The following is a 13,966-nucleotide window of genomic DNA, read 5'->3' on the forward strand; positions in this document are numbered from 1 at the left end:
CCCGCCAGGGCAGTGCTCCCGGCGGGCCGCGCGGACGGCTTCTATGTACAGCGGGACGGGGCGGGAACGGGAGTCCCGCCCCCCTGCTCTCCCAGCGGCCGCGCGGAAGGGTTTCGGCGGGAGTGCCGTCCCTCCGCCCTCCCCTTCAGGCCGCGGGGCCTTGGGGGAGGGACGGACACCGGGAATCCGGCTCAGTGCGTGGTGGAACCACCCAGCGTGCGGACGCGGGTGGGAGCGGCGACGGACTCCACCCCGTCATCCACGGCGATGGGGCCGGCCAGCGACTCCTCGGGAGCCGAGCTCGGACCCGCCAGCGACGGGTTCAGCAGGAACGACTCCAGCACCTGCTTGCGGTGGGGCAGGAACACGTTGGTGAGCGCGGGGGAGATGCGGAAGCGGCTGCCGTCGGGGCCCGCCTCGGTGAACTCCTCCACGTGGGTGAAGCCCAGCGACGACGGCCACGTCAGGCCGCCGCCCAGCGAGGAGGTCATGCCCGGCGCGTGGCAGCCGATGCACGTCTGCGTCTCCGCGCGGTTGGCGATGTTCGCCGGCGTCAGGCCCTGCGGGTTGCCGTTGGCCACGAGCTGGCTGGAGATGCGGCCGGCGAAGGTGGCGCCGAGCTGCGAGCTGTAGTTGCTCACCGCCGCGTCCGGGCTGTCCGGGGCGTTGAACGTGTTGTTGATGTCCATGGTGATGGCGTTCACGTTGGTGGCCTGGAGCCCCGCCACCTGCGTGAGGAAGTGGTCCTGGAAGGCCACCGAGTTGCCATCGTTGAACTGCCGGCCGAACGGGTTGTTCTTCACCGTCTCCGGGCGCACCAGCAGCTTGCAGGTGGTGGTGCTCGTCTCCTCCACGTCCACGCCGCCCGTGGTGGTGGTGGTGCACACCTTGTCCAGCCGGAAGTCCTTCAGCGTCCAGGGGAACGAGGTGAACTGGTTGGAGCGGATCTGCCCGCGGCTGTTGGAGTACGTGCCCGCCCCCAGCATGCCGTAGTGCTCCGGGCGAACCACCGGCGCGAAGCCCGGCAGGCCGTTGAAGAAGAAGTTGTCCAGCTTGGTGGCGCGCGACGCCGGGCTGGGGTCCGACGACAGCTCCGCCCAGAACTGCGCCACCGGGCAGCAGCCGGCCAGGCCGGAGCCCTGCGGGTTGGGCAGCACGCCCTCGAAGATGACGAGGTTGCGGCCACCCGTGGTGCCGGAGTTCTTCGCGAACACGATGCGGTACTCACCGCAGTGCGAGCCGTCCACCGGCGCCAGGTCGAACCGGTTCACCAGGCCGATGGGGATGTACGAGTCCGAGCCCGTGAAGGGGTTGGTGCTCGCCAGCGCGCCCTCGCTCCGGGGACACTGGTTGAACGGGAAGCCGTTCAGCGTGCCCTGGCCCGCGGTGTTGGTGACGTCGTCACAGTGCGCGCCGCCGGTGGTGACGCCCGGCTTCTTGTTCTGCGTGTCCCACCACTGCTGGTACACGCTCAGCGACGAGTTCGTCACGCCCGCGCGGCTGGTGAGGGTGTCCATCACCCGCTGGAAGGTGAAGTTCGTGAGGATGGACTGCTCCGTCACGAACAGCGACTTGCGCGCGTCCACGTTGAACGTGCCGCCGCAGGTGGCGCCGGAGGCCAGCGCCTCCGCCGTCGAGCCCACGTGCTCGTTCACGAACTCCTCGATGTTCTCTTCGCCCACGCAGCCGTACGCGACCTCCAGCACCGCCACACCGGCGATGGCCGCATACAGGCCGCGCCGCCCGAACCGGCCGGGCGTGCTGACCTTCTTGTCTTGCATGTGTACTGCCCCCTCTGGACTTGGGCGTGCCCCTGGCGGAATCCAGGTGCACGTGAAGTAAATATTACCGGTCCGAGCAGACTCCGGTAAAGCCGGGTAGGCAGTTTTACGGGAATTTTACGCTATTTCCTCCCAGGCAAACATCCCAACTCATTGATTTCATTTGGGAATCAGGGGTTTCCCGTAAAAGGCGGTGGGTCCGAAACCGTCCCGGCCCACGGCCAGCAGGAGGCCGAAACCCTCGGGGCCGGCGCCCAGGGAGGCGGTGGGGACGTCCAGGACGTAGCGGCCCCCGCCCTCGTCGCGGAAGCGGACGCCCGCGGGGGCTTCCAGGGTGGTGCGCTCGGCGTAGGCCGTGTCGTAGGAGAAGTCGCGGCCGCCGGAGGCTTTGCAGAACATCCGGCGCGGCGAATAGACGGCGCAGTAGTGCGCCCAGGCGTACGGCAGCGTCACCGCGTGCGAGGAGTCCATCAGCGCATCCCGGGGCCGGGTGGGCGGCAGGGGGACGAAGAAGAACTGGAGGTTGGTCTGCGCCCAGTCCGTCACCGGGGCCGCCAGCTCCAGGGCCACGGTGGTGGTGCCGCCCTCCTGGCGCAGCGAGACCGCCTTGAAGCGGTGGGAGCGCGCGTCCAGCGAGGGGTAGAGCACGGGCTCGGCGTCCCTCGGGGCGGCCTCGCGGGTGTCGCCCTCCGCGAGCGCGGGCACGGTGCGGTGGTCGATGAAGCCCACGTAGTCCCGCGCGGTGGCCACGGTGACGGAGAGGGCTCGGGGTACAGGGGTGCCCTTGAGGCGGTAATAGCGCTCCAGCGGCACCTCCACGTGCAGGCGCGGCCCGTCCACGCGCTGCACCACCGCCGCGTCCGGGCCCACCGCGTCCGCGTGCACGGCGTCGCGCACGTACACCTGGGGCGTGTAGCCGGACACCGCCGGAGCCATGATGCCCACGCGCACTTCCAGCCGATGGGGCAGCTCCAGCGCGGTGCGCACGGGGTAGCCCAGGTCCGCGGCGTACTGGGGGTCCGCCGTGAGGGCGTAGGGCGTGCGCGTGTCGCCGGCCTCGCCCAGGAAGAGGTAGAGGTTCTGATCCGCCTCGTTGCGGAAGGCTCCCTGGAAGGTGGCGTCCACCACGAGGTGCGTGGCGGTGCGCGTGGCGGAAAGGGCGGTGAGCACCAGCTCGCGGGCGCCCGTCAGCGTGGGTTTGTGGACCTGCTGGTGCTCGGCCACGTGGGCGCAGGCCGACTCCGAGACACCTTCCGGCAGCACACAGTCCAGGCCGTAGGGGTTGGGCTTCGGGCCGCGGCTGCACGCGGCGAGGAGGAGCGCGGAGAGGAGCGCGGCGCGGTGGGGGATGCGCCGCGGTGGATGGGCTTGTCTGGAGGTGCTGCCGGCAAGCGACATGGTGCGGGCAGCGTAGTCCCACTGCGCTCCACTTCGGCAGTGGCACCGCGCGGGACTCGTCTCATGAGCACCGGCGACCGCCCGCGCGCGGGCTCCTCGATACAAACAGGGCCAAGCCACCCCATCCACGGGTTCGCCGCCCGAGGACCGTCCCCCACGCTGTAGGCTGGTGAGCGAAGCGCCCGGGCGCCACTTCCGCCCGGCCTGCCAGCGATGGAAGAGTCCGGGTGCCGTGAAACCTTCCGCCGAATCCGGGGACACCTATGGCCCCTTCGATGCGATGACCGTGGGTGTCTGCGCCATCCGGGACCGCCGCTTCGTGTACTTGAACGACGCCCTGGTGGCGCTCCTGGGCCAACCGCGCGAAGCGCTGCTGGGCCAGCCCTTCACGTCGGCGCTGGAGGAGACCAGCGCGGCGGAGCTGGCGAGCCGGCACGCGCGACGGATGCGCGGCGAGCGCGTCCCCACCACCTACGAAGCCACGGTGCGCACCACCGAGGGAGACAGGCGCACGGAGTTCACCGTCATCCCCAACGGGGAGGACTACGTGGTGCTGGTGCGGGACGTGTCGTCCCGGGGCCTGCGCCGCGCGGTGCTCCAACGGATGGCGGAGCTGGGCGCGTCCCTGCCGTCGCTGCGCACCGAGGGCGAGGTGCTGCGCCGGATGTTCTCCGGCCTGGAGGAGACGGGGCTGGGCTTCGCGTGGCTCTCCCCCGAGGGCACCGGGGTGCGGCTGGGGCAGACCTTCGTGCCACCGTCCCTGGTGCCACCGGAGGCAGGGGCGTTGAGCGGACGGTGGGTGCGGGACATGGTGGGCCACTGGCCCCCGCTGCTGGAGCGGGCCTGGCGCGAGGGGGCCGCCTACGCACCCGAGCTGCCGCAGGAGGTGACCCGGTTCCTCGAGGGAACCAACCCGCTCCTGGCGGACGCGGCGCGCGTGGCCTTGCAGCGGGCCGGACAGCCCCACGTCATCGCGGTGCGCATCGACGTGGAGGGCCAGCCGAGGGCGATGCTCGCGCTGGCGGCGGACTGGCTGCGCGAGGAGGAGGTGCCGTCCGCGCGGCTGTTCGGCGCGCAGGTGTCGGCGGCGCTGGACGCGGCGCTCACCATCTCCCGCCTGTCCGCGCAGAACACGGCGCTGGCGGCGCTCAACCGGCTCGCGTCGGAAGCGGCGGCGGCCCCGCACCCGCGCGCCTTCTTCGACCCGGGCACCGCGGAAATCGTCGGGCTGCTGGGCTGCGACGCGGTGGCCCTGCTGCTGCCCGTGGAGAACGCGGCCGAGCTGGAGCTGGCCTACGCGCGCGGCCTGGAGGAAGACGGCACGGAGCGCTTCGCCCACCTGTGGCTCGCCGGCGGCCTGAGCCTCCGGGCCCAGCGGGAAGGCGTGGTGCTGGAGCGGGACGTGGAGAGCTGCCTGAGCCCGCTGCGCGAGGAGCTGCGGCGGCAGGGCTTCCGCACCGTGGGGGTGGTGCCGCTGCGGGTGAGCTCGCGGGACGTGGGCACCCTCGCCGTGCTCTTCCGGGAGCGGCGGCCCCTCACCCCGCTGGAGCGCGAGACGCTGCAGGCCATGGGCAGCCACTTCGCCGCGGCCATTGAATCCCACCGGCTGCTGCACGAGCTGCGCGGGCGCGCCGAGGACATGGCGCTGCTGCACGAGGTAGCCAAGGCGCTGGCGGCCACGCTGGAGCTGGACAAGCTGCTCACCACCGGCGTCACCAGCCTGGCGCGCATCGTGGACACGCCGGACGCGTACGTGCTGCTACCGGACGCCGCGGGCGAGCGGCTGAAAATCCGCTCCGCCACGGGCGGCCACCCGGAGATGGTGGGGAAATCCATCCCCCTGATACCGGCGTACACCTCGCTGGCGGCGCTGGCATTCCACACCCGCGAGGTGGTGCTGGTGGAGGACGCCGAGGCGGACCTGCGCATCAACCAGGAGCTGCGGCGCGCGGCGGATGGACGGGCCTTCCTGGTGCTGCCGCTGGTGGTGCGCGAGCGCGCGGTGGGCGTCATCATGGCGGTGGAGACTCGGCGGCCGCGCCGCTTCACGCCCGCGGAGGTGGAGCGGGCGAGCGCCATCGCCAACCAGCTCGCGCTGGCCCGCGAGGGCGCCCGGCTGGTGGAGGACCTGAAGGCGAGCTACGTGGAGCTGGCCCGGACTCAGGCGCAGCTCGTGCGCCGCGAGCGGCTGGCGGCCCTGGGCGAGCTGTCCGCGGTGGTGGCCCACGAGGTGCGCAACCCGCTGGGCGCCATCTTCAACTCGGTGGCATCCATCCGCCGCATCATCGGACCGGAGAGCCCGGCGATTCAGCTCGTGGACATCGTGGGTGAGGAGGCGGACCGGCTCAACCGCATCGTCGCGGACCTGCTCACCTTCGCCCGCCCGCCCGCGCCACACCCGTACGCGGTGCCGCTGGCTCCCCTCGTGGAGGACGCGGTGCGCGGCGCGTTGACGGAGGCGGCCGGCAAGGTGCGCGTGGAGCTCGACCTGTCGGACGACGTGCCGCCGGTGACGGTGGACGAGCGGATGATGCGGCAGGCCTTCCTCAACCTGGCCATCAACGCGGTGCAGGCCATGCCCCAGGGCGGCCTGCTGAGCGCGAGCGTCCGGCGCGCTCCGGGCTCGCCGGAGGTGGAGGTGCGGTTCTCCGACAGCGGGCCCGGCATCTCCCCCGAGGTGAGCGCGCGCATCTTCGAGCCCTTCTTCACCACCAAGGCCAAGGGCACCGGCCTGGGGCTGGCGGTGGTGAAGCGCATCATCGAGTCACACCAGGGACGCGTGACGCTGGACTCGCAGCCGGGCCAGGGCACCACGTTCCGGCTCTACCTGCCGCTGGACGCGTCCGCCGCCCTCGCGGCGTCCCTGGACGGCACCTGAGGCGGCTACTGCAGCGCCCAGGCCACGCCGAGCCCCACTGCGCACGCGCCAACGAAGAGTCCCGCGGCGAGCAGGGCACGCCGGCGCTGGAGCCATGCGCGCGGCGCGGCGACGGCCTCGTCCTCGCCGGTGATGGCGCGGACCAGCTCCAGCCGCCGCGCCTCCACGGCGGCGGAGTCCACCTGCTGCGAGATGTCCACGCCGAAGCCCACCTGCGTCTCGCGCGGCATCCTGCGCGGGACGGAAGCCTTCACCGAGGAGCCCCGGGGCGCCTTCACGGGCGTCACCGTCACCGTGTCCTCCGTGTCGTCCGTGTCCTGAGGGGCGAGGGCTTCCCCGGGCCCGCTGGCCCGCGCGGCCTCGGCGCGCTCGATGGCCACCAGGACCCTCGAGGCCTCCACCGCCTCGGTGGCGGCACGGTCGAGGGCTCCGAGCACCGTCGAAGCCACCAGCGCCTCGGTGGCCGCATCCGCGCCATGTGCGCTCGGCACCCTCGCGGCCTCCAGCGCCTCGGTGGTGGCATCCGCGCCACGCGCGCCCGGCACCCCGGAAGCCACCAGCACCTCGGTGGCCACGTCCAGCCCACGTGCACTCGGCACTCTTGAAGCCTCCAGCGCCTCGGTGGCTGCATCCGCCCCACGTGCGCCCGGCACCCTGGAAGCCACCAGCACCTCGGTGGCGGCATCCGCCCGACGCGCGGCCACACCGTACATGGCCGTCCTGCCCGTGCCGCTCCGCCGCTCCGCGTCCGGGGCCGCCCGTGAAGCCGTGTCGCCGGGCACAGCGGAAGCGCCTCCGTCCTCCGCCTGTCCGTGCGCCGGCTCGACGCCGAGGCCCGCGGAGGGGATGAAGTCCTCGGGCGTGTCGATGCCGCTGTGCTCGAAGGCAAGCGCGTTGGGCGGCGTGAGCACGGCGGCGAACTCGCGCTCGGTGCGCAAGCGGGACGCGTCCTCGCGCAGCAGCTCCTGGAGCGCCTTCTCCTCCACCCGCTTCTCGCGCGGGAAGGCAGCCGTTATCAGCCGCGCGAGGTCCGCGTCCGACGCGCCGGGGGTCAGCTTCGCCTTGAGCCGCGCCAGCTCCGCGCCCATGGCCGCGGCGTCCGGGAAGCGGTACTCCGGCTCGGGCGCGAGCGCGCGCATCAGGAACGCGTCCAGGCTGGACGGCACGCCCTTGCGGAAGCGCCCGGCGGGCTCCCACGTCGGATACGCCGCGCGCCGCCAGCGCTCCACCGGGTCGCCCCGCTGCGCCAGGGACCGCCACGCGACCAACTCCCACAGCAGCGCGCCCGCCGCGTACACGTCCGCGCGCCGGTCCACGAAGCGCTTCCGCGCCTGCTCCGGTGCCATGTACGTCAGGTTGCCAATCACCACCCGCGGCGCCGTCTGCTGCTCCTTCAACGTGGACTGCGCCGCGCCGAAGTCGATGATTTTGACCTCGCCCGCGTAGCTGATGCACACGTTGGCCGGTGACAAATCCCGGTGCACCAGGTGCAGCGGATGGCCCTCCTCGTCCTTCGCGTCATGCGCGTAGGCGAGCCCCTCGCACAGCCGCTCGCCCAGGTGGAGGATGATGCCCAGCGGAACCGTCCTGCCGAGCTGCCGCAGCCGGTACGCCAGCCGGCTGAGCGTCTTGCCCTGCACGTACTCCATGGCGAGGTAGAGCTGCCCGTCCACCTCGCCCATGGCGTACACGCGGGCGATGTTGGGGTGGGCCAGCCGCACCATCACCCGGGCCTCGTCGCGGAAGCGCCCGACGAACCGCGGGTCCGCCATGAGGCGCGGGAGCACCTTCTTCACCACGCACGCGCGGCGCAGCGCCTCCTCGCGCGCGAGGAATACCTCCCCCATCCCCCCGGCGCCGATGCGGCGCACGAGGGTATAGGGACCGAAGCGAAGGGGCCCCGACAGGGGCTCCGGCTCAACCGGCCTTGCCAAGCGAGCGGAAGGCCTTTCTCGCCGCCCCGAGCACGTGCGCCACTTCCGGCTCGCCGATGGCCAGCGACACGAAGGCCGCCTCGAACTGGCTGGGCGGCAGGTAGACGCCTTCATTCAGCATGGCGTGGAAGAAGCGGCCGAAGCGCGCGGTGTCCGCCTTCTTCGCGCTGGCGTAGTCGTACACGGGCTCGCCGGTGAAGAAGACGGTGAGCATGCTGCCCACGCGGTTGACGGTGACGGGCACTTCCGCGGCCTTCGCCTCGGCGACGAAGCCCTCCTCCAGCATGCGGCTCACCTCGTCCAGCCGCTTGTAGGTGCCGGGCGCCGCCAGCGCCTTGAGGCACGCCATGCCCGCGGCCACCGCCACCGGGTTCCCCGACAGCGTGCCGGACTGGTACACCGGCCCCGCCGGCGCCACCTTCGACATGATGTCCTTGCGGCCACCGTACGCGCCCAGCGGCATGCCACCGCCAATCACCTTGGCCATGGTGGTCAGGTCCGGCTTCAGCCCGTACAGCTCCTGCGCGCCGCCGCGAGACAGCCGGAAGCCCGTCATCACCTCGTCCATCACGAACAGCACGCCGTGCTTCTGGCAGAGCGCCTGCAAGCCCTCGAGGTAGCCCGGCTTCGGCACCAGCACGCCCATGTTGCCCACCACCGGCTCGATGATGGCGCAGGCGATGTCCTTGCCCTTCTCCGCGAAGATGCGCTCCACGGCCCCGAGGTCATTGAAGGGCGCGGTGAGGGTGAGCTCCGCGAGGGCCTTCGGCACGCCCGGCGAGTCCGGCAGGCCGAGCGTCTCCACGCCACTGCCCGCCTTCACCAGGAACGGGTCGCCCGCGCCGTGGAAGCAGCCCTCGAACTTGAGGATGAAGTCGCGGCCGGTGAAGCCGCGCGCGACGCGGATGGCGGCCACGGTGGCCTCGGTGCCGCTGGAGACCAGGCGCACCATCTCCACCGCCGGCATGGTGGCGCAGATGAGCTCCGCGAACTCCACCTCGCCCGGCGTCGGCGCGCCGTAGGAGCTGCCGCGGCGGGCGGCGTCGATGATGGCATCGACGATGGGCGGGTACGCGTGGCCGAGGATGAGCGGCCCCCAGCTCCCGACGAGGTCGACGTAGCGGTTGCCGTCCACGTCCGTGAGCCATGCACCGGCACCCTCACGGAAGAAGACGGGGTCGCCACCCACGCCTCGGAAGGCGCGGACCGGCGAGTTCACTCCACCCGGGATGCGCGCCTGCGCGCGAGCGAAGAGGGCCTGACTTTGAGCGTGGTTCATGGCGCGTTCCATAACACGCGGCACGTGCACTCCCGCTTCCACCCACGCCCGCTCCCATGCCCGCCGCTTCTTCGTGCCGTTGCCACCTGATTATGGACACTCCCCTCCGGACTGGAAGAAACAGGCTTGTCAGAAATTCGTACTAGAATGGACTCTTCGCGTGGGGCGGTGAGCCCGGGAGGAGCACATGCGGACGTGGACGAGGAGAGCGGTGGGCATGGCAGCCTGCCTGGCAGGCGGAAAGTAGGGGCCTCGTCTTGCCGGACCTCGTCCCTCGGCGCGCGTTCGCGCTGGCCGCCCTCTGCTTCCTCGCCATGCCCTCCTCCGCCCAGCCCACGCGCCCGGGGCCGGAGCAGCGCATGCCGCGCCTCGTCTGCCGCGCGGGCTATCTGGACTTCGAGGCCGTGTACGGACTGGCGGGAGTGCGCGCCGCCATCCGTCAGGCGACGGAGCAGAACGACCCGGCCGCGCTCACCTTCCTCACCGAGCGGCTGTCGGAAGTCCTCGGTCGCGACGCGGACGCAGCGCTCCAGGTGGTGGCGTGGGCGGACTCGGCGGCGGAGCCGGAATTGTCCGTGCTGATGGGCGGCCTGCGGAACTCCGAGGCGGTGAAGGACCCGCGCGTGGCGGCGCGCCTCTTCTCCATGGCGGAGGGACACGCCGACCCGGGGCACCAGGCGCAGGCGCTCATCGCGCTGGAGACGCAGGAGCGCTTCGACGCCGCGTCCATGGACCGGTTGGCGGCGATGGCGAAGAAGGACACGCTGATGACGGGCGTGGCGATGCACGCGGCGCGCACGCTCGGCCGGGTGATGGACAACGACTTCAAGGCCACGGGCTCCGTGACGCCGTACATGACGCGACTGCTGGACATCGCGCGAGGCTCCACGGAGCCCGACGTGCGCAAGCTCGCGGTGGAGATGGGCACGTACCCGGCGGCGCGCCTGGACGAGGCGCCGGTGAAGGAGCTGGCGACGCTGATGCGGGAAGACCCGGACGCGGACGTGCGGGAGATGGCCGCGCTGGTGGTGTCCAACGGCCGGGACACGGACGCGGTGCTCCGGCACTACGCCGAGGCCTTCCGCATGGAGAAGTCCCGCTGCGTGCGCGCGGCCATCCTCCGCTACACGCTGCGGGCCGGCGGCGCGGAGGCACTGCCCCAGGTGAAGGAGTACGCACGGCTGGACAGCCGCTTCGAGCAGGACTCTTCCGACTTCAAGGCGCTGTACGACGCGGGCCACACGGACTTCGACCGGCTGTGGCTGAACAAGCGGATGCGTCACCGGTGCCCGGAAGAGCCGGGGGATTGAGCGCCATGGCGGAGACGCGGAAGAGGCTCGGATGGGCCGTGGCCGCGGTGGCCCTGGTGGCCGCAGCGATTGGCTGGCTGCGGTGGGGGCGTGATGCCAGCCCGGTGACGAGCGGCTCAACGGTCGTGGCAATGGACGCGGGCGCGGCAGATACATCCGAAGAGACAAACCAGGATGCCGCGGTGGCGCTCCAGGTGGTCCCCCCGGACGCGGACCCGCTGAAGACGGTGCCGTGCGAGCTGTCCACGCTGCTGGACGAGTACCGCAAGGGCAAGGCGTCCCCCGCGTACCGGCGCTACGTGCGCGAGCAACTGCGGGGACTGGTGGAGTCACTGCCCGAGGAGACACTCTGGTCGCGGCTGCAGGCGGAGCGGGACCCGGAGCTGCTGGCGGTGGTGGCCGAGGCCTGGGTGCTGCGCTACGCACTGGACGGCAAGCCCGTGGTGCTGGTGCGGCTGGTGGAGCACCTGAACCAGGAGCGGGACCCGACGCTGAAAGCCACGCTGGTGCGCGCGCTGGCGCATACGGGCGAGCCGTCCACGGAGCTCCTGGGAGACCGGGTGCTGAAGGGCCAGGATGTGTACCGCGACTGGGTGAAGGACCCGTCGCCTGCGGTGCGGAGCGCGGTGGTGGAGAACTTCCGCGAGGAGGCGGCACGCAACTTCGGCCGCTTCCGGGGGGTGGCGGAGCGAGCGGTATCGCTGGCTGCGCTGGCGGACGACCCGAGCACGGCGGCGGGGCTGCTCACGTCCACGTCCATCGAGGCGGCGGGCGGTGCGTCGGTGAGACAGGTGCGCGAGCTGCTCCAGTCCTCGGAGCACCCGGAGGTGCGCGCCGCGGCGGCACGGGCGCTGGGTACCTCACCCGTGTCGCAGCTTCCCGAGAGCCTGAACGCACTCGCCGCACGCTACGCGGCGGAGACGGACAAAGACGTGCGGAGCGCGATTCTGGAGTCCATCTCCCGGCTGGGGCTGTCGCGGGCGGTGCCCGTGCTGGAGAAGCTGCGCGGGGTGGACCCGACGATGCAGGCGGAAGTGGACGGCTGGCTCGCGTTGCTGGCGGAACAGCCGCAGACCTGGGACCTGCTGGACAAGACACGTCGGACGCGGCAGGCCCGGGCCTCCGCTCCACGGCACTGAGCCGCGGTGACGCCCATCCCAGCGCCCAGCCTCCGGTCCGGACTGGAACCTCGCCATGGCTCGACGCTCGCATAGGTGGCGCCCGCGTGGCTCGGCGCCCAGCGCACGGCCGTCTCGCCCATCACGAGCGCGACGCCCGTCGAGCAGGCCCGCGAGCTGCTCGGTGCGTTCACCCTGAAACTGGCAGAGGACGTCCTCCGCGAGTTGGACGTTGCGTCCTCGCGTGAGCCCCGAGCAGGCTTGCGCGCATGAGCGACTCCATGGACTTCAAGACCGCCGACCTCTGCGACGAGCACTCGAACACCCCTCACTTCCAGGTCGCCGAGCCCGGCTTCCTCGATTATGGCGGCCGCCGCTCGTTCTCCGGCCCCATCAGCACGGTGCGTGCGCCCGAGGACAACTCCTTCGTTCGCAAGGCACTGGAGGAGCCCGGACAGGGCCGGGTGCTGGTCGTGGATGGTGGCGGCGGCCGCCGCTGCGCGCTGGTGGGTGACCAGCTCGCCGCGCTGGCGCAGAAGAACGGCTGGGCCGGCGTGGTGGTGAATGGCTGCATCCGCGACGCGGAGGACGTGGGACGTACCGCCATCGGCGTGAAGGCGCTGGGCACGCATCCGCTCAAGAGCAACAAGCGCAACGAGGGTCAGCGCGACGTGGAGGTCCGCTTCGCCGGAGTCACCTTCCGCCCCGGCCATTACCTCTACGCGGACGCGGACGGCATCATCACGTCGGAGAAGGCGCTGCGCTGATTCAGGACGCGGATGAGTCCTGCCGTGGGCCCTTACAGCCCCCGGGCCGGAATGGAGCGTCCATTCCGCGTGGACCCGCCAGGTTCTCGCTCGTGCTCAGCATCTACCGGAGCAAGGGCGCCCCCCGCACCGCCATCATGCGCGGCCCGCCCTACCCGCGCCGGTACCACCGCTTCCGCGCGGCCCGCACGTCGGACCAGTCCACCAGGCAGTCCTGCACGTTCTCCTGGCCCCGCTGCGCGTCGGGCATGTCGCCGGACTCCACGCGGGCAATCAGCTCCGGCAGCCGCTCATAGAACGTGGGCGAGCGGTACTGCGGGTGCAGCGACCACAGGCCCGGCGCCGAGCCCTGGAAGTCCAGCCGCCACAGTCCCCGCCGGACCATGGTGCGCGTCACCAGGTTCTCCGGCTCGCGGTACGGCGGATTGCCGGCGCGCAACGCGCGCAGCACGTGGATGGGAGGCGCCAGCCGCGCCCGCAGCGGGCCCACGCGTCGCGCGAAGGCGTCGCGGTCCACGAAGAAGACGCGGCTGCTGAAGCGCCGGAAGCGGAAGGCCCCGGGGACGCGCCCGTCCGGCTCGTACCAGCGGGAATCCCCCGCCACCGTGCCGTCCGCGCGGGGCGGGCCCGCCAGCGGACTGCAGCTCACCAGCTCCTCGCGCGCGGCGAGCTGCGCCTCCGCCTCCGCCATCCAGGCCCGCGAGCCGCCGCCAATCAGCATGTCCGCGTCCAGGTGCAGCACGTGCCGGTGCGCCGCCGCCGCCAGCCCGAAGAAGTACGAGTGGTACGGCCCACCGCGCGAGTCCTTCATCGGCAGCCGGGTGCCCCCGAAGAAGCGCTCGGAGAGCGCGCGGGTGGTGGCCTCCGAGTAGTCCACCTCCACCACGCGGATGCGCGGGTCCGCCGAGGACAGCTCCGACAGCAGCCGCTCCATCTTCGGCTTTCGCTCCAGCCACGCCTCAGCGAAGCGCGCGCCCTGGCTGCGGTGCAGGTCCATCACCAGCAGCACCTCCTGGACGGACGGGCCGAGCTGACGGAGCTGGTGCGGCAGGATGAGGCGCGCGTGCGGGTAGTCCGTGGGCGCGAGGTTGATTTGCAGGGTGACGGGGCTCACGGCGTATCCAGCACGAAGGGTTCGTCGCGCAGCTCCGGCGCCACCGCCAGCCTCAGCCTGTCACCACAGCAGGCGCCGGCGGGCACCACCGAGCGGGTCTCCCACCGCCGTCCCCGGGCGCCGAAGCGCACCAGGACGGGCAGGCCCGCGCTGGCGGCCTGGAGGGGAATCTGGTGCGAGACGTTGGAGCCCAGCTCTCCGACGGCGTGCGACTCCCCCGCCATCACCACCTCCACGTCCCGGAGCACCTCGCCCGTGGAGCCGTTCACCACCGTCACCCGCACCGGCGGCCACAGCCAGCGCTGGGCGGCTTGGGGCACCACGCAGCCCGCCACCAGGAAGGCGCCGCCCCACGCCAGCCGTGTCCTCACCTCGCGCCAGTCCATG

Annotated in this window: 10 protein-coding genes; 4 read left to right on the forward strand and 6 right to left on the reverse strand. The window is 72.0% G+C overall.

The window, feature by feature from the left end; translation table 11 throughout:
* Positions 1–191: 191 nt before the first annotated feature.
* Positions 192–1,781 carry a hypothetical protein gene (locus K8638_RS30490; protein ID WP_223758197.1) on the reverse strand — a complete coding sequence of 530 codons (1,590 nt, stop codon included), beginning with the start codon at positions 1,779–1,781 and terminating at the stop codon, positions 192–194.
* 159 nt (positions 1,782–1,940) lie between these two features.
* The gene (locus tag K8638_RS30495; protein ID WP_223758198.1) at positions 1,941–3,179 is read right to left on the reverse strand and encodes a hypothetical protein; all 1,239 of its coding nucleotides are present in this window, start codon (positions 3,177–3,179) and stop codon (positions 1,941–1,943) included.
* A gap of 232 nt (positions 3,180–3,411) precedes the next feature.
* Between K8638_RS30495 and K8638_RS30500 the strand changes: the two genes are divergently transcribed.
* Entirely contained in the window at positions 3,412–6,057 is a 2,646-nt protein-coding gene (locus tag K8638_RS30500) for an ATP-binding protein (protein ID WP_223758199.1), read from the forward strand.
* Between the two features lie 5 nt (positions 6,058–6,062).
* Here K8638_RS30500 and K8638_RS30505 read toward each other — a convergent pair whose 3' ends face one another.
* Both K8638_RS30505 and hemL read right to left on the reverse strand, forming a co-directional pair.
* The gene (locus tag K8638_RS30505; protein WP_223758200.1) at positions 6,063–7,991 is read right to left on the reverse strand and encodes a serine/threonine-protein kinase; all 1,929 of its coding nucleotides are present in this window, start codon (positions 7,989–7,991) and stop codon (positions 6,063–6,065) included.
* On the reverse strand, positions 7,975–9,270 hold the full coding sequence (gene hemL / locus K8638_RS30510; protein ID WP_223758201.1) for a glutamate-1-semialdehyde 2,1-aminomutase: 1,296 nt from the start codon (positions 9,268–9,270) through the stop codon (positions 7,975–7,977). Before hemL ends, K8638_RS30505 begins: the two co-directional genes overlap by 17 nt.
* Positions 9,271–9,527: 257 nt before the next feature.
* Between hemL and K8638_RS30515 the strand changes: the two genes are divergently transcribed.
* The 3 genes from K8638_RS30515 (at position 9,528) to rraA (ending at position 12,465) form a co-directional block, all read left to right on the forward strand.
* A complete protein-coding gene (locus K8638_RS30515) occupies positions 9,528–10,580 on the forward strand; it encodes a hypothetical protein (RefSeq protein ID WP_223758202.1) in 1,053 nt (350 codons plus the stop codon).
* 5 nt (positions 10,581–10,585) lie between these two features.
* Positions 10,586–11,719 (forward strand): HEAT repeat domain-containing protein, encoded by a 1,134-nt coding sequence (locus K8638_RS30520; protein WP_223758203.1) that lies wholly within the window; start codon positions 10,586–10,588, stop codon positions 11,717–11,719.
* Between the two features lie 248 nt (positions 11,720–11,967).
* Positions 11,968–12,465: a ribonuclease E activity regulator RraA gene (gene rraA, locus K8638_RS30525; RefSeq protein ID WP_223758204.1), complete on the forward strand. Its 498-nt coding sequence runs from the start codon at positions 11,968–11,970 to the stop codon at positions 12,463–12,465.
* Between the two features lie 151 nt (positions 12,466–12,616).
* Here the strand turns inward: rraA and K8638_RS30530 are convergent, their stop codons facing one another.
* Entirely contained in the window at positions 12,617–13,579 is a 963-nt protein-coding gene (locus K8638_RS30530; protein ID WP_223758205.1) for a hypothetical protein, read from the reverse strand.
* Complete coding sequence (locus K8638_RS30535; RefSeq protein ID WP_223758206.1) at positions 13,576–13,965, reverse strand: hypothetical protein; 390 nt, start codon at positions 13,963–13,965, stop codon at positions 13,576–13,578. Before K8638_RS30535 ends, K8638_RS30530 begins: the two co-directional genes overlap by 4 nt.
* Position 13,966: the final 1 nt, after the last annotated feature.

Source organism: Myxococcus sp. RHSTA-1-4, assembly GCF_020037125.1.
Classification (GTDB): domain Bacteria; phylum Myxococcota; class Myxococcia; order Myxococcales; family Myxococcaceae; genus Myxococcus.